The 15,619-nt window shown below is 71.0% G+C and carries 16 protein-coding genes and 1 pseudogene; 12 read left to right on the top strand and 5 right to left on the bottom strand.

Going from position 1 to position 15,619, the window contains the following annotated elements:
• The first annotated feature begins 23 nt into the window (after positions 1-23).
• Positions 24-704 (top strand): hemolysin III family protein, encoded by a 681-nt coding sequence (locus tag LRS04_RS08915; RefSeq protein ID WP_257816053.1) that lies wholly within the window; start codon positions 24-26, stop codon positions 702-704.
• On the opposite strand, the gene LRS04_RS08910 is transcribed toward LRS04_RS08915, so the two are convergent.
• Both LRS04_RS08910 and LRS04_RS08905 read right to left on the bottom strand, forming a co-directional pair.
• Positions 592-1,107: a hypothetical protein gene (locus tag LRS04_RS08910; RefSeq protein WP_257816052.1), complete on the bottom strand. Its 516-nt coding sequence runs from the start codon at positions 1,105-1,107 to the stop codon at positions 592-594. The two genes, LRS04_RS08915 and LRS04_RS08910, sit on opposite strands and share 113 nt — an antisense overlap.
• Positions 1,108-1,187: 80 nt before the next feature.
• The gene (locus LRS04_RS08905) at positions 1,188-1,640 is read right to left on the bottom strand and encodes a GNAT family N-acetyltransferase (RefSeq protein ID WP_257816051.1); all 453 of its coding nucleotides are present in this window, start codon (positions 1,638-1,640) and stop codon (positions 1,188-1,190) included.
• A gap of 61 nt (positions 1,641-1,701) precedes the next feature.
• Between LRS04_RS08905 and LRS04_RS08900 the strand changes: the two genes are divergently transcribed.
• The 3 genes from LRS04_RS08900 to LRS04_RS08890 all read left to right on the top strand — a co-directional run bounded on the left by LRS04_RS08900 (position 1,702) and on the right by LRS04_RS08890 (position 4,803).
• The gene (locus LRS04_RS08900; RefSeq protein WP_257816050.1) at positions 1,702-2,880 is read left to right on the top strand and encodes an aminotransferase; all 1,179 of its coding nucleotides are present in this window, start codon (positions 1,702-1,704) and stop codon (positions 2,878-2,880) included.
• Positions 2,877-3,839 carry a glycosyltransferase gene (locus LRS04_RS08895; RefSeq protein WP_257816049.1) on the top strand — a complete coding sequence of 321 codons (963 nt, stop codon included), beginning with the start codon at positions 2,877-2,879 and terminating at the stop codon, positions 3,837-3,839. Before LRS04_RS08900 ends, LRS04_RS08895 begins: the two co-directional genes overlap by 4 nt.
• A gap of 187 nt (positions 3,840-4,026) precedes the next feature.
• Positions 4,027-4,803 (top strand): tetratricopeptide repeat protein, encoded by a 777-nt coding sequence (locus LRS04_RS08890; protein WP_257816048.1) that lies wholly within the window; start codon positions 4,027-4,029, stop codon positions 4,801-4,803.
• On the opposite strand, the gene LRS04_RS08885 is transcribed toward LRS04_RS08890, so the two are convergent.
• On the bottom strand, positions 4,804-5,589 hold the full coding sequence (locus tag LRS04_RS08885) for an SDR family oxidoreductase (RefSeq protein ID WP_257819050.1): 786 nt from the start codon (positions 5,587-5,589) through the stop codon (positions 4,804-4,806). It lies immediately after the preceding gene.
• Positions 5,590-5,763: 174 nt separating this feature from the next.
• On the opposite strand from LRS04_RS08885, the pseudogene LRS04_RS08880 reads away from it, so the two are divergent.
• Positions 5,764-7,314 (top strand): annotated as a pseudogene (locus tag LRS04_RS08880) (PQQ-binding-like beta-propeller repeat protein); the annotation flags it as partial.
• Between the two features lie 103 nt (positions 7,315-7,417).
• Complete coding sequence (locus LRS04_RS27760) at positions 7,418-7,660, top strand: hypothetical protein (protein ID WP_374577146.1); 243 nt, start codon at positions 7,418-7,420, stop codon at positions 7,658-7,660.
• Here LRS04_RS27760 and LRS04_RS08875 read toward each other — a convergent pair whose 3' ends face one another.
• Positions 7,661-8,389, bottom strand: a complete 729-nt coding sequence (locus tag LRS04_RS08875) for an extensin family protein (protein ID WP_257816046.1) — start codon at positions 8,387-8,389, stop codon at positions 7,661-7,663. It abuts the gene before it with no gap.
• Positions 8,390-8,473: 84 nt separating this feature from the next.
• Here LRS04_RS08875 and LRS04_RS08870 point away from each other — a divergent pair, with 84 nt between their 5' ends.
• The 4 genes from LRS04_RS08870 (at position 8,474) to LRS04_RS08855 (ending at position 13,459) form a co-directional block, all read left to right on the top strand.
• The gene (locus LRS04_RS08870; protein WP_257816045.1) at positions 8,474-9,952 is read left to right on the top strand and encodes a M20 family peptidase; all 1,479 of its coding nucleotides are present in this window, start codon (positions 8,474-8,476) and stop codon (positions 9,950-9,952) included.
• Between the two features lie 76 nt (positions 9,953-10,028).
• Positions 10,029-10,652, top strand: coding sequence for an ATP-dependent Clp protease proteolytic subunit (locus LRS04_RS08865; protein WP_257816044.1), 624 nt, complete (start codon positions 10,029-10,031; stop codon positions 10,650-10,652).
• 1 nt (position 10,653) lies between these two features.
• A complete protein-coding gene (locus LRS04_RS08860) occupies positions 10,654-12,279 on the top strand; it encodes an alpha-glucosidase family protein (RefSeq protein ID WP_257816043.1) in 1,626 nt (541 codons plus the stop codon).
• A gap of 88 nt (positions 12,280-12,367) precedes the next feature.
• Positions 12,368-13,459, top strand: coding sequence for an aromatic ring-hydroxylating dioxygenase subunit alpha (locus LRS04_RS08855; RefSeq protein ID WP_257816042.1), 1,092 nt, complete (start codon positions 12,368-12,370; stop codon positions 13,457-13,459).
• Between the two features lie 50 nt (positions 13,460-13,509).
• Here LRS04_RS08855 and LRS04_RS08850 read toward each other — a convergent pair whose 3' ends face one another.
• Positions 13,510-14,595 carry a L,D-transpeptidase gene (locus LRS04_RS08850; RefSeq protein ID WP_257816041.1) on the bottom strand — a complete coding sequence of 362 codons (1,086 nt, stop codon included), beginning with the start codon at positions 14,593-14,595 and terminating at the stop codon, positions 13,510-13,512.
• A gap of 43 nt (positions 14,596-14,638) precedes the next feature.
• On the opposite strand from LRS04_RS08850, the gene LRS04_RS08845 reads away from it, so the two are divergent.
• Together LRS04_RS08845 and LRS04_RS08840 are read left to right on the top strand one after the other, a co-directional pair.
• Positions 14,639-14,980, top strand: a complete 342-nt coding sequence (locus LRS04_RS08845; protein WP_257816040.1) for a hypothetical protein — start codon at positions 14,639-14,641, stop codon at positions 14,978-14,980.
• Between the two features lie 77 nt (positions 14,981-15,057).
• Positions 15,058-15,615: a D-alanyl-D-alanine carboxypeptidase family protein gene (locus LRS04_RS08840; RefSeq protein ID WP_257816039.1), complete on the top strand. Its 558-nt coding sequence runs from the start codon at positions 15,058-15,060 to the stop codon at positions 15,613-15,615.
• Positions 15,616-15,619: the final 4 nt, after the last annotated feature.

The raw sequence follows: 15,619 nt of genomic DNA, 5'->3' as shown, positions 1-15,619 counted from the left end.
CGTGGAGGCGCTATAGGTGTCCCATGACTGTCACGCCCGCCACGTCCGCCGCCGCCAAGCCGCCCCGCCACTACCCGACGCCCGGCGCGAAATGCGCCGACCTCGTCGTACACATTATCGGCCTGACGCTCGCCCTCGTGGGCGGCGTCGTGCTGCTGACCCTGGCCGTCATGGCCGGGCGGATCAGCACCATCGTCGGGGTCTCGATCTATGCGGCCGGCGTGATCGCCATGCTGGCCTTCTCGCTGGCCTACAACTTCGCCCACCACCGCTACCGGCCGCCGCTGCGCCGGCTGGACCACGCCGGCATCTTCCTGATGATCGCCGGCTCCTACACGCCCTTCACGCTTGGCCTCCCCGGCGCCTGGGGCTGGGGAATGACGACGGCGGTCTGGTCGGTCGCCACGGTGGGCGCGCTCGGCAAGCTGTTTCTGAAGGGCCTCGACCGGAAGGTCTGGGTGGTCGTCTACCTGCTGCTGGGCTGGATGGTGGTCATCGCGCTCGGGCCGATGATCGACAACCTCGCCTGGTACGCGCTCGCGCTGCTGGCCAGCGGCGGGGTGCTCTACTCCACCGGCGTGATCTTCTACGTCAACAAGCGCCTGAAGTTCTCCCGGGCCATCTGGCATGGCCATGTGGTGGCCGCGGCGGCCACGCACTGGGTGGCGGTTCTGCTGGGCGTCGTCCTGGCGACCCAGAACTGATCCTTACCGGAAGGACCAGGCCGTTCATCTGGAAGGCCTCGGCGACCAGGCAGGCCGCCGCGCCCAGCGCGCCGGGCGGTTCGTCGTCGATCAGCTGCGCCAGCGCCGCATCGACGCTGCGGTAGTCGTCGGCCTGGGCGGACGCGAACACCTGCAGCACCAGCCGCTCGTCCGCCGTCGGCCGGCCCGGCGCCGGCGGGCTCACCTGGATCTTCCGCCGGCCATGCCGCCGAAGCTGCTGGACGAACACCTCCAACCCACGGAGCGCCTGGCCGCCGGCGCAGCCGCAGGCCTCGTCGAACCGGGGCTGCAGCGTGGTGCAGGCGGCGTCTGCCGCCATCAGCCTGAGCCCGCACAGCACCAGCCGCTCGCCGCACGTCAGGTCCGTCTCGAACGCATCCATCGCCAGCTCCATCCTCGAAGCCGACGCTATTGCAGTTGCGAGTCATTCGCAACTTCTTCCGACGCGAGCGGGAGGAGCGCCTACAGCCCCCGCTCCATCCAGACGTCGCAGCGGGCATACTCCGTGCTGCAGCCCGTGAGTTCCTTGAACCCCATGGCCCGGTAGAGCGCCAGGGCGGGCGCCAGGGCGGAATTGGTCTCCAGGTAGAGGCGCGTGGCGCCCAGCGCCGTCCCCTCGTCGATGCAGGTCTGCATCAGGCGACGGCCCAGGCCGGAGCCGCGAAGCCCCTCGGCCACCGTCATCTTGGCCACCTCATAGCCGCCGTCGGGCATCTTCAGGAGCGCGACGCAGCCAGCCGGCCGGCCGCCGTCCAGGGCCATGAAGATCCGGCCGCCCTTGGCGAGGATCTTGCCCTCCGGGTCCTCCAGCACCTCGCGGTCCTTTGGCTCCAGGGTGAAGTGCTTGCCGATCCAGGCCTCGTTCAGCGTGCGGAACGCCTCGGCGTGTTCGGGGCGGTAGGCGACGATCTCCATGGACGAACGGTCCCGTTGCGTGGTGTTTCTCGCGGACGTCTCCGCGACCCAAGCTTAGCACATGGCCGATCCAACCTTCTCGAACCTGCCGACCACGATCTTCGAGGAGATGTCGGGCCTGGCCCGGAGCCTCTCCGCCGTCAATCTCGGCCAGGGCTTTCCCGACGATCCCGGACCGGCGGAGATCCGCGAGAAGGCCGCCGACGCGGTGCTGAACGGCTACAACCAGTACCCGCCCATGGCCGGCCTGCCCGAGCTGCGCCAGGCCGTCGCCGGCCACTACGCCCGCACCCAGGGCCTCGACCTGGACTGGGCGTCGGAGATCACTGTCACCTCCGGCGCCACCGAGGCGCTGGCCGCAGCCTTCTTCGGCCTAATCGAGCCGGGCGACGAGGTGATCGTCTTCCAGCCGCTCTACGACGCCTATGTCCCGCTGATCCGCCGCGCGGGCGGGGTCGCGCGCTTCGTGCGCCTGCAGCCCCCCGCCTGGCGCTTCGACCGGGCGCAGCTCGAAGCCGCGATCACGCCCCGCACCCGCTTCGTGGTGCTGAACAACCCGATCAACCCCTGCGGCGTCGTCCTGCCCGAGGAGGACCTGGCGCTCCTGGCCGAGGTCTGCATCGCCCACGACATCACCGCCATCTGCGACGAGGTCTGGGAGCAGGTGGTGTTCGGCAACGCCGTCCACCGGCCGCTGATGGCCCTCCCCGGCATGCGCGACCGGTGCGTGAAGATCGGCTCGGCCGGCAAGATGTTCGGCCTCACCGGCTGGAAGGTGGGCTTCCTCTGCGCCGCCCCGGCCCTGACCCACAGCCTGGCGCGCGCCCACCAGTTCCTGACCTTCACCACCCCGCCGAACCTGCAGGCCGCGGTGGCCTGGGGCCTGGAGAATTCCGCGGCCTGGTTCCGCGACATGCCCCGCGATTTGGAACGCTCCCGCGACCGGCTGACCGAGGGCCTCAGGCGCGAGGGCTTCGCCGTCCTGCCGAGCCAGGGGACCTATTTCCTGAACCTCGACCTCGCCGCCTCGGGCATCGGCATGGCCGACCGGGACTTCGCCCTCTTCGCGGTCCGGGAGGCCGGCGTCGCCACGATCCCGGTCTCGGCGCTCTACGAGGAAGACCCGGTCACCCGCATCCTGCGGCTCTGCTTCTCCAAGCGCGATGCGACGCTCGACGCCGGCGTCGAGCGGCTGGCCAGGGCCCGCGACCTGGCGCGGCGGGAAGCCGCCGCCTCATGACCCGGATCGTCTACCTCGGCTTCCCGCAGGGGGAGGTGACCGGTGGCCAGAAGATGATCCTGCGCCACGTGGAGACCCTGCGCGACCTGGGCTTCGACGCCATCGCCTGGAACAACCCGGAGAACGTTCCGGCCCCCGGGCTCGACCATCGGGCGCCAGTGGAGGTCGGAACGGCGTTCCGGGCGGCCGACATCCTGGTCGTGCCCGATGACGCGCCGCGCGCGCTGGCCCAGGCCTCGCAGATGGTCCGGAAACGCAGCGTGGTCTTCTGCCAGAGCGCCATCAGCCTGGCCTCGGTGGGCGCGCCGTCGATCGACCACTATCCGGCCGAACGCTTCCCGCCGTTCATCACCGTGGCGCCGGGCGTCGCCGGCGCGATCCGGCGCATCTATCCGCAGGCCGACGTCCACGTGGTGCCGGCGTTCGCCGACGAGCGGCTGTTCCAGCCGGGCAACCAGCGCAGGAACCGCATCGTCGTCTGGCCGAAGAAGCGGCCCGCCGAGGCCCGGGCGATCCGAAGCCTGCTGCCGAGGCTGCATCCGCAGAGCGCCCTGCCGTTCGTGGCGATCGACAAGGCGCCGGAGCGCGACATGGCGCGCGCCTTCGCGTCGTCCACCGTCTTCCTCAGCCTCGCCCGCATGGAGTCGCTGGGCATCACGCCCCTGGAGGCCATGGCCTCGGGCTGCGTCGTCGCCGGCTTCACCGGCATCGGCGGCCGCGACTTCGCCACGCCCGAGAACGGCTTCTGGGTCGAGGAGGACAATGTCTTCGCCGCCACGGACGCGCTCGCCGCCGCCTGCGACCTCGTCCGCCGCGGCGGACCCGACCTCGTGCGCATGTGGGAGGCCGGCCGCGCGACCGCCGAGGCCTGGTCCTACGCCCGCTTCAGGGTCCGGCTCGAGGAGACCTGGATGACGCTGGCGCCGGAGGCGCGTCTGAAAGATGGGCCTCTCGATTGAGGGGGTCGCGGCGCGCTGAAAGGCGGGGCTCTGACATAGAGCAAGCCTAGCCGACTTGCTCGTCGTGCGGGTTTGCCGCCTAATTCCCCCGAAGCGCTTCGGGGGGAGGCACATACATGCGCAGTCTGGTGCTTGCGGCGGCGCTCGTCGCCCTCTCGGCGGGGACGTCGATGGCGGAGACCCGCCAATGCCGCCCCGGACGCCGCGGGCGTTATCGACTTCGAGGCCTGCGCCGCGGCGGCGCCCAGACGGTTCGCCAGAACGGTCCCTGGCGCTCATCAACCTCGGCACCAGAGCCGTGCTTCGACAGGATTACGCTGCGGCGATCGGCTTCTACGACGCGGCCGTGCCACCCGGAGATTCGATCTACTCCGATCCGATGTTTCACGCGTTTCGCGCCGACGCCTATGCCCACGTCGGCCGACGTGAGGAAGCTCTGGCGGACGCGCGGATCGCGCTTCGCCAGATGAACGGCGAAACCTTTCCCGGCGTGCCGGTCAATTCCCTCGCCCACGACCCGGACAATGTGCTGCCGCGCATTCTCCCGATCCTGAAGGCGGCGTCCGATCCGGGCTTCGACAAGGCGATGCGGGCCTATCTTGCGCTTCCGGCCCGCGATTGGATCAGCCACGCCAATCGCGCCAGCGTCCTGGCGGATCTCGGTGACTATGAGGCCGCGGCGGCCGAGAGTGCGAAGGCGCTGGCAATCGAGCCGAATCACCCCGGTCTGCTGAACAACGTCTGCTACATGCAGGCAAAGGCCGGACGGCCCGCCGACGGGTTGCCCTACTGCGAGCGGGCGATCGCCGCGGCGCCTGACTTCGCCGGCCTCCGGGACAGCTACGCCACGGCGCTGGCTGGGCTCGGTCGATGCCGCGAAGCCGAGGTCCAGATGGCCGAGGCGCGGCGGCTCGATCCGGTCAGCATCGAGTATCGTCGTACGCTGGCCTGCCGGGCGGGCTGATCAGCAGGTCGAGCCGCCGTCGACCACGATGGTCTGGCCGGTGGTCCAGGCGCCGGCCCGCGACGCCAGGTAGATGGCCGCGCCGGCCAGGTCGTCGGGCTCGCCCAGGCGGCGCAGCGGCGTTCCGGAGCTGGCGCGCTTCTCACCTTCCGGCGTGTCCCAGAGCGCCTTGGCGAAGTCGGTCTTCACCAGGCCCGGCGCGATGCAGTTCACCCGGATGTTGTCGGGGCCCAGCTCCTGGGCGAGGTTGCGGGCGAGCTGCATGTCGGCGGCCTTGGAGATGCAGTAGGCGCCGATGACGGTGGAGCCGCGCAGGCCGCCGATCGACGAGACGATGATGATCGCCCCGTCCTTCCGCTCGCGCATCTCGGGGACCACCATGCCGATCAGCCAGTTGTTGGCCACGATGTTGTTGTTGAGGATCTTGCCGAAGGCGTCGTCGCTGATGTCGAGCTGCGAGCCGTAGAACGGGTTCGAGGCGGCGTTGCAGACCAGGATGTCGATCTTGCCGAACGCCTTGCGGGTCTCGTCCACCAGGCGCTGAAGATCCTCCTTCGACGAGATGTTGGCCGGGACGGCGATGGCGTGGCCGGGCTTCTTCTCGTTGATCAGGTTCGCCACCTCCTCGCAGGGGCCGGCCTTGCGCGAGGAGATCACCACCTTGGCGCCCTGCTCGGCCATCCGCTCGGCGATGGCGCGGCCGATCCCGCGCGACGAGCCGGTGATCACCGCCACCTTGCCCGTCAGGTCGAAGAGCCCGCCCGCGAGCACCTGGGTCCGGTCCATCACGTCGCTCATGGGTCGCTCCTCGTCTAAACAGTTGTTTGATTGGTCGCCATTTGCGCCGGCCGCTGCCGCCAGGTCAAGGCGGGTTCGGCGGTCGACAAGGGCCGGTTTCGGCTTATCGTAGGTCCGGTATGCGGCCGGGAGAGCCGCAGGGTCTCTCGGGGGAAGCGAACCATGGGCTTCAGGCATCTGGCCGCCGTCGTGGCGGCGATCGTTGCGTTCAGCGCCGGCGCGGCCGTCGCGCAGACGCCCCTGCCGCATCCGGGCCAGGCGATCTACCGCGAGCGCTGCGCCGCCTGCCACGACAACCCCGAGGCCACCCGCTCGCCGGCTAAGACGACGCTGGCGGCGATGAGCTTCCAGGCGATCAACTATGCGCTCACCGCCGGCAAGATGCAGGTCCAGGGCCAGGGCCTGGACGAGGCGGCGCGCGGCCAGCTCATCAACTACCTGACCGGCCGCTCCACCGCGACGCTCGACGCCTGGAGCGCGCCGATGATGTGCCAGGGCGCGCGGGCCAGGGTGGACCTGAAGGCCGCGCCCAGCGTCGCCACCTTCGGCTTCGACGCCCGCCAGACCCGGACGCTGACGGCGAAGCAGACGGGCCTTTCCAAGGCCAAGCTCTCGAAGATGGAGCTGGCCTGGAGCCTCGGCTTCCCGGACGTTACGATGATCCGCAGCCAGGCCGCGGTCGTGGGGAACAACCTCTTCCTGCCGGTGGCCGAGGCCTCGGCCATGTACAGCCTCGACATTTCCGATCCGGCGAAGCCCTGCGTCCAGTGGGTCTACAACACGCCCGGCGGCGCGCCCCTGCGCACCAGTGCGTCCTTCGGCGTGATCGCCGACGGCACGCCGGTGCTGGCCTTCTCAGGGCTGGATTCCGCGGTCCACGCCGTGGACGCCCGCACCGGCAAGGCGCTCTGGACCAAGGGCGTCGGCGCCTATTCCTACTCGCTGACCACCGGCACGCCGCGGGTGCTGAAGGACCGGATCATCGTGCCGGTCAGCCAGTACGAGATCATGGAGGCGGCCAACAACGCGGTCACCTGCTGCACCAACCACGGCTACGTCCTCTCGCTCGACCCGAAGACCGGCGCCCAGCAGTGGCGGTACGACACCATGGAGGACGCGAAACCGGTCCGCGACCGCGGCGACGGCAAGCCGCTGATGGGGCCTTCGGGCGCGCCGATCTGGAACTCACCAGTCATCGACGAGACGCGCGGTCTGGTGTTCTTCGGCACCGGCGAGGCCAACTCGCCGCCCGCCCACCGCAACACCGACGCCCTGATCGCCATCCGGCTGAAGGACGGCACGGAGGCCTGGAGCCATCAGGCCACCGAGAACGACATCTTCAACGCCGGCTGCGGCCCCAATCCGAAGCCCACCCAGCTCAACTGCGTGAAGGAGACGGTCTACCGCGACGTGGACTTCGGCGCCTCGCTGATCCTGGCCAAGCTCTCGGACGGACGCGAGATCCTCTACGCCGGCCAGAAGTCGGGCACGGCCTGGGCGCTGGACCCCGGCACCGGCAAGGTGCTGTGGCGGCGCGACATCGGCACGGGCGCGCCGAACGGCGGCATCCACTGGGGGATCGCCTTCGACCGCGACACCCTCTTCGTGCCGGTGGCCCAGATCGGCCGCCCCCTGCCCGGCGGCCAGCCGATCGACCCGGCCCTGCAGCCCGGCATGTACGCGCTGGACGCCCGGACCGGCGAGATCAGGTGGCACTATTCGGCGGTCCCCGACTGCGCCGGCGAGCGGGGCAGGAAGGGCGCCGCGCTGCGAGCGGCTCTACGGCTTCTCCGGCGCGCCGACGGTCATCGACGGGGTGGTCATCCAGGGCGGCCTCGACGGGCGGCTCTACGCCCTGGACGCGAAGGACGGTCGCGCGCTCTGGACCTACGACACGCTTCGGGAATTCGAGGCGATCAACGGCGTCAAGGCGAAGGGCGGGTCCATCGACAGCGCCTCCATCGTCGCGGCGAACGGCCTGCTGTTCGTCGGCTCCGGCTACGGCATGTTCGGCCAGGCGCCGGGGAATGCGCTCCTGGCGTTCCGGCCGGCGAAGTAGTCAGCGGCAGACGCTCCACCGGCCGAAGTCCAGGTGCAGGTGGTCGCGGTGAGCGGCGTTGTAGTCCGGGCTGAGCACCGCGCGGAACCAGGGGCAGGCGCCGTCGCGCACCCGGCGGAGGAACTGGCCCCGCGGGCCCTCGTCGCGGAAGTCGCGGAGCACGCTCACCCGCTGGCCGTCGGCGGTCCGGAAGCTCGCCACGTCGAGGGCGTTGGCGAAGGCGTGCTCGCTGCGCCGCCCCTCGGCCCGGCCATAGACGTTGCGGCAGGCGTAGGTCCCGTAGTGCTCGACGCCCGAGATCCGCGACCCCAGCAGGTCCTCGGCCGCCGGCTGCAGCACGTGGCGGCTCCAGGCGGCGTAGCCCAGCGCCGCCTCGCAGGTGATCACCGGCGCGGCCGGCGACAGCGGCGCGGCCCCGTCCCGCAGGCGTATGGTGTTGGTCGTGGCGCATTCGCCGAGGTCGCGGTCGGGCTCCTCGGTGAACCGCACGCCGGCCGTGTCCAGGGTGGCGCGGCAGATCGCGGGGTCGGCCACGGCGCGGGCGAACTGGACCCCGGTCGCCATCCCCACCGGCCGGTCGAGGCGGAACGGCTTCCACGGCAGGTCCTGGGCCGGCGCCCAGGCGTTGACGATCCCGGCCAGGAGGAAGCCGACGATGGCCAGGTCGACCAGCGCCGCCCACAGGCCGGCCAGGGCCAGCACGTCGGGCGGTACGGGTCTCAGCGTCACGGCTCGCACCCGGGTCATGGCGGTCCAGCGGCTTTCCAACTGCGCCGCAACGCTTAAGGTCGGGTCGGGTTCGGGGAGTTCCAGATGCGTCTCGCAGGCAAGATCGCGCTCGCCGTCTTCGCAGGCCTCATCCTGCTCGTGGCCGTGGTGCTGGTCCGCACCCTCACCTACAAGCCCGCCGCCGTGGCCGACGGCCGTGACGTGAGGGTCGCCCCGCCGGTCGCCGTCGATGTGGACCGCGCTGCCCAGCGTCTGTCGGCCGCTGTCCGGATCCAGACCGTTAGCCACCAGGACCGCGCCGAGGACCAGCCCGCCGAATGGGCCCGGCTGCACGCCTTCCTGGCCGAAGCCTACCCCGCCGCCCACGCCGCCATGCGCCGCGAGCTGGTGGCGGAGCGGACCCTGGTCTTCACCTGGCCAGGCTCCGACGCGGCGCTGGCCCCCATCGTGCTGATGGCCCACCAGGACGTGGTGCCGGTGACGCCGGGCACCGAAGGCGACTGGAAGCATCCGCCGTTCGGCGGCGTGATCGCCGAGGGCGCGGTCTGGGGCCGCGGCGCCATCGACGACAAGGGCTCGCTGATCACCCTGTTCGAAGGCCTGGAGACCCTCGCCGCCGGCGGCTTCCAGCCGCGCCGGACGGTGATCGTCGTCTCCGGCCACGATGAGGAGGTCCGCGGCGGGGGCGCCCGGGCGGCCGCCGCGCTCCTGAAGTCACGCGGGATCCGCGCCCAGTTCGTGCTCGACGAGGGCCTCGCGGTCATCGACGGCAATCCGCTGACCGGCGGCCGCCTGGCCCTGGTCGGCACCGCCGAGAAGGGCTTCGCGACCCTGAAGGTCACCGCGGAGGCCAAGGGCGGCCACTCCTCGGCCCCGCCGAAGGACGGCGGCGGGGTCCTGACGCTCGCCCGCGCCGTCGCCGCCATCGCCGACCGGCCCTTCCCCATGAGGCTGGACGGCCCGGCCGGCGACATGATGGCCACCGCCGCGCCGCACGCGCCGTTCGTCGTCCGCATGGCCGTCGCCAACCGCTGGCTGTTCGGCCCGCTGCTGAAGAGCCAGCTCGGCGCGACCCCGGCCGGGGCGGCCCTGATGCACACCACCATCGCGCCGACGATGCTGAAGGGCTCGCCGAAGGAGAACGTGCTCCCCCAGGACGCCACCGCCTGGATCAACTACCGCATCGCGCCGGGCGACAGCTCGGCCGAGGTCATGGCCCGCGCCAGGGCGGCGGTTGGCGACCTGCCGGTGACCCTCGCCTGGAACCGCCCGCCGGACGAGCCGTCGCCGGTCTCGTCGACCACCTCCGACGCCTGGAAGGTGATCGCCGCCGTCGCCGGCGAGACGGCGAGGGCACCGGTCGCGCCCGGCCTTGTCACCGCCGCCACCGACAGCCGCTACATGCAGCCTGTCGCGAAGGACGTGTACCGCTTCCAGCCCATGGCGCTGACTGTCGAGACCACCGGCATGATCCACGGGACCAACGAGCATCTCACCCTCGAGAACCTCGGCATGGCGGTTCAGTTCTATGCCCGGCTTGTGGCGACCGCGGCGTCGCGTTAGCCACATTCCTCACCTCGGGCCTTGCCGGAACCCGCGCGGGCCAATAACTCCGAGGTTCTGCACCTACGAGGTATCTATGCGCCATCAGTGGACCGGCCGGCTCGACGACGAAGACGGCGACGACGAGGACAAGGGCCGCCTGCCCGACATGCCGTTGACGGCGGGGCCCGTCCAGAACGCGCTGTTCAAGTCCCGCACGGTGCTCGTCTTCGGCGAGATCGACATGCGTCTGGCCGAGCGCGTCACCGCCCAGATCACCGCGCTCGCCGCCGAGAACGACAAGCCGATCCGCCTGATCATCAACTCGCCCGGCGGCCACGTGGAGAGCGGCGACACCATCCACGACATGATCCGCTTCTGCGGCGTCGAGGTGAAGGCGATCGGCACCGGCTGGGTGGCCAGCGCGGGCGCCAGCATCTTCCTGGGCGCCAAGAAGGAAAACCGGCTCTGCCTGCCGAACACCCGCTTCATGCTTCACCAGCCGGCCGGCGGCATGCGCGGCCAGGCCTCGGACATCCAGATCGAGGCCGAGCAGATCATCAAGATGCGCGACCGCGTGAACCGGATGATCGCCAACGAGACCGGCCAGCCCTACGAGCGGATCGTCAAGGACACCCAGCGCAACTACTGGCTGACCGCCGAAGAGGCCGTCGACTACGGCCTCGTCAGCCGGATCATCACCGATACCTCGGAAGTCTGACGTGACGGGCGAGCCGTGGTGGAAGGGCGCGGTCCTCTACCACGTCTACGTCCGCTCCTTCTTCGACGGCGACGGCGACGGCCACGGCGACCTGCGCGGTCTCCTGGCCAAGCTGGACTACATCGAAAGCCTCGGCGTCGACGGCGTCTGGCTGTCGCCGATCCACCCCTCGCCGAACCGCGACTGGGGCTACGACATCGCCGACTTCGAGGGCGTCCAGGCCGACTACGGCACGATGGCCGACTTCCAGCGCCTGCTGGACGAGGCCCATGCGCGCGGTCTGAAGGTCGTGCTGGACGAGGTGCTCAGCCACACCTCCGACGTCCACCCCTGGTTCGTGGAGAGCCTGACCGGCGGCCGGGACGGCCCCAAGGCCGACTGGTACGTCTGGGCCGATCCCCAGGAAGACGGCACGGCGCCGAACAACTGGCTCTCGGTGTTCGGCGGCCCGGCCTGGGCCTACCAGCCGGCGCGCCGCCAGCACTACCACCACAAGTTCCTCCGGCAGCAGCCGAAGCTGAACTGGCGCAACGACGCCGCCCGCGAGGCGGCGCTGTCGGTGCTCGACTTCTGGCTTTCGAAGGGCGTCGACGGCTTCCGGCTCGACGTCGCCGGCACCTACCTCCACGACGAAGCCCTGACGCCCAACCCGCCGGTCCCGATGGAGGAGCGCACCCGGCTCCACTGGAGCCACGCCGGCAACCTGCAGCAGCACCTCTTCGACTCGAACCTGCCCGAGAACGTCGAGATGCTGGAGCTCATCCGCCGGCGCGTGGAGGCCCACGACGGGAAGAACGGCGGCGAACGCTTCGTGTTCGGGGAGTTCTCCGAGGAGGAGGCCCGCTGCGGCGCCTACTGCACGCCCGCCGAGGGCCTGCACTCCGGCTACACCTTCGTCATGCTGCTGGCCCGCCAGCTTTCCTCCGGTTTCGTGCGCGAGCACTTCGACAACCTGGCCGGCTACCCCGGCCACTGGCCGACCATCAGCTTCTCCAACCACGACGTGCCGCGCACGGTCAGCCGGTTCGGCGGCAAGCAGGCCTCGCCTGAGCTCGCGCGGATGATGTTCGCCCTCCTGGTGGCGCTGAAGGGCACCACCCTCGTCTACCAGGGCGAGGAGCTGGGCCTGCCGCAGGCCGAGCTGACGCGGGATCTGCTCCGCGATCCGGTGGGCGACCTCTACTGGCCCTACGACGGCGGCCGCGACGGCTGCCGCACGCCCATGCCCTGGGGGCCCGGCCCGACGCTCGGGTTCACCACCGGCCAGCCCTGGCTGCCGGCGGCGAAGGAACACGCCGGCCTGACCGTCGCCGAGCAGGAGCGCGACCCGGAGTCCACCCTAGCCTTCTCGCGGTCGATGATCGCTTTCCGGAAGGCCTCGGACGCCATGCGGCTGGGAGAGCTCGAGTTCATCGAGACCGCGGAGCCCGTGCTGGCCTTCGTCCGCCGCCACGCGGGCGAGCAGGTCGCCTGCATCTTCAACCTCTCCGCCGAGCCGCAGTTCGTCGAGCAGCCGGCGCTCGCCGGCGCGGAGCTCCTGCCGGTCCGGGCCGGCGACGGCGAGCTGCGCGGGGGCTCGCTGGGCCTGTCGCCCTGGGCGGCGCTGTTCGTGAAGCTGCCGGCCTGATCCGGCTCGCCCTCGTCCGGCCACCGAATCTCGTCTAGGTGCGTTGAACTGACGCCGCACAAGCGCGCGGCGGCGCACGGACCCGACCATGGCCGACGGCGAGATCAGGACCGCCCGCAGCGACGGCCGCTTCGGCCAGGGCTTCCTCACGGACACCTGGTATTTCGCCGCGCTCAGCCAGGAACTGAAGCCGGGGAAGCTGGCGCGCCACGAGATCCTCGGCGAACCGGTGCTGCTGGCGCGCGCGAACGGCGGCGGGCTCTTCGCGCTCCGGGACATCTGCCCTCACCGCGCCGCCCCGCTCTCCAGCGGCCGCTTCCGGACGGAGGAAACCGGCGCTCCGAGCGTCGAGTGCCCCTATCACGGCTGGCGCTTCGGCGCGGACGGGGCCTGCACGGCGATCCCCTCGCTGGTCGCCGACCAGGCCATGGACGTCTCCCGCATCCGGGTGCGCCGCTATCCCGTGGCCGAGAGCCAGGGGATGGTCTTCGTCTGGATCGGGTCCGAGGCCGGGTCGCAGCCCACCGAGGCGCCGCCCGTGTTCCCGGGCGTAGTGGGCGGCCGGCCGAAGCTCGTCGAGCGCATGGACTTCGACGCCCACATCGACCACGCCGTCGTCGGCCTGATGGACCCGGCGCACGGCCCCTATGTCCACCGGCAATGGTGGTGGCGCACCGCCGGCAGCCAGCACGACAAGGCCAAGCGCTTCGAGCCGCGCGAGGCGGGCTTCGCCATGGTCCGGCACGCGCCGTCGAAGAACTCGCGCGCCTACGCCATCCTGGGCGGGCGGCCGGAGACCGAGATCGTCTTCCGCCTGCCGGGCCTCCGCTGGGAACACATCACCGTGGGGAAGCGCCAGGTCCTGTCGCTCACCTGCCTGACGCCGCTCGGCGAGACGAGGACCCGGATCACCCAGATCGTCTGGTCCGACCACCCGGCCTTCATCCTGCTCCGCCCCGCCCTGCGCGCCGCCGCCCGCGCCTTCCTGCGCCAGGACGCCGGCATGGTCGCCGCCCAGAACCAGGGCCTGAAGTACGATCCGCCGCTTCTCTGGATCGACGACGCCGACCGCCAGGCCAAGTGGTACCGGCAGCTCAAGCGCGAATGGACCGCCAGCCGGAGAGAGGGCCGCCCCTTCCGCAACCCCGTCGAACCGACCGTGCTCCGGTGGCGGAGCTGAACGCCAGCCGTCGTCCTAGGCCTTGTGCCTAGGACGACGAGCTTGAGACCTTAAGCCGTCCCCGTCGCGTCGGCGCCTTCGCCGACGAAGGTCACCTTGGTCCCCTTGCCGACGGCGCTGGCCAGTTGGCGGGCGTCCCAGTTGGTGAGCCGGACACATCCGTGGCTGGCGGCCTTGCCGACCAGCTTGGGATCGGCGGCGCCGTGGATGCCGTAGGTGTCCTTCGAGAGGTCGATCCAGACCGCGCCCACGGGATTGTTCGGCCCGGGCTTGATGGTCAGCTTGCCGAGCGTCTTGTCGCCGAAGTTCAGCTTCGACGGGTCGTAGGTCCACACCGGGTCGAAGGCGACGGCGGTGACCTCCCACTGGCCGGCCGGGGTGGGCATCTCCGATGAGCCGATGGTCGCCGGATAGGAGGCCAGCATCTTGCCGTCGGCGGCGTAGGCGCGCACCTGGCGGGCCTTCTTGTCGACCTCCACGAGGGTCACGGGCGCGGGCAGCTTCTCGGGCATCGGCGCGGCGACGACGATCCGCGTCCCAGCCTGGCCGAAGTTCGCGCCCGGGTTCAGGGCGACCAGCAGGTCCTCGTCCATGTGGAACCGCTCGGCCAGCATCTCGCGCGGGCCCGTGAAGGCCAGCCGCTCCAGCTTGGCCAGGGCCCGGTAGTCGTCCTTGGGGATCGCCTCCACGAACGGCCCCTTCACGTCCGCGTCGGTGATCACATAGTCGGTCATCGCCGGCCCGCCGTCGGCGGCCAGCCGGTCGAAGACCGCCTTGTCGAGCTTGCCGTCCACCGGCAGGCCCTGCTGTTCCTCGAAGTGGCGCACCGCGTCCTTCAGGTTGTCGCCGTCCTTGCCGTCGATCACGCCCGGCGAGATGTAGGCCCTGGACAGCAGCACCTGGGCGCGGATCAGCATCTGGCGGGTCTGGTCGGGCGACAGGTTCTCGCCCCACGCCGCCTTGTCGATCGCCTGGCCAATGGGCGAGGCCGAGGGCTGGACCAGCGACGGGATCGCCAGGGGCGAGGTCGAGACATTGACCGGCGGCGGCTGCGCCGCCTGGGCCGGGGGCGGGGGCGCCTCGGCCTTCCCGCCCGGCGGCGGTTCGCTGCACGCGGTCAGGGCAAGCGCCAGCATGCCGAGAGAAAGACCACCAAGAGTCGAATTCCTGACCGTCACCATGGACCTCCGCCGTGCGTCGCGCATTCCTGCGAGCGTGAGGTTCAAGGCGTCAGAAGCCCTGCGGTTCCTGGGCGGCCTGGTGGTCGCCGTCCTCCTGCTGTCCCTCCTGGTGCTGCGGGTGACCGGCTGCGCGCCCAATCCGAAGGTCGGCGAGGTTCCGCCGCCGAAGCCCGGGGCCACCGCGACCGCGCCGCCCGCAACCCGCATCCAGACGCCCGCCGAATGCGCCGAGGCCCGCGGCTGGGAGCGGGCGGCGAAGATCAACGGCGGCAGCCTGCATGCCCTGCCTGGGCGCCGTTCCGCCGGCCTGAAACCGGCTGGCAGACCTATGCCCCCCTGATCCAGCGCGAGATCGGCACGACCTGCGAGCCCGACACCCCCGGCTTTGCGGCCGCCTACGCCGCCTGGCAGGGGAAGATGCGCATCCTGCCCACCGGCGTGCTGTCGGCCGAGGACTTCGACCGCATGAAGGGCGCGATCCAGGAGGACCGGCCGATCGTCATGGTCTCCACGCGCGGGATCTGCCCGGAAGTCGCCAACAGCATCGCCCAGGCCCGGCCCGAGGAAGGCTATTCCGGCAAGGCCATCGTGCTGCGGCCCGGCGCGCTCGAGGCCTACCGCCGGATGGTCGCCGCGGCGAAGAAGGAGGTCCCGGAGATCGCCGCCGACCCGCGAAACCTGACGATCTTCTCCGGCTACCGCAGCCCGGCCGCCGACGCCGCCCGCTGCGCCGCCGAGGGCAACTGCGACGGCATCGTCCGCGCCCGCTGCTCGCCGCACCGCACGGGCCTCGCCCTCGACCTCTATGTGGGCCAGGCGCCCGGCTTCGGCCCGGATTCCTCGGCCGACGCCAACCGGCTCTTCATGAGCAAGACCGCCACCTACCGCTGGATGGTCGCCAACGCCCACCGCTTCGGCTTCGTGAACTACCCCTTCGAGCCCTGGCACTGGGAGTGGACCGGGGAAAATCCGTAGGGCA

Source organism: Phenylobacterium sp. J367 (assembly GCF_024699985.1).
Lineage (GTDB): Bacteria > Pseudomonadota > Alphaproteobacteria > Caulobacterales > Caulobacteraceae > Phenylobacterium.
Note: the sequence above shows the minus strand (reverse complement) of the source record. Positions and strands in the feature narration are given on the sequence as shown.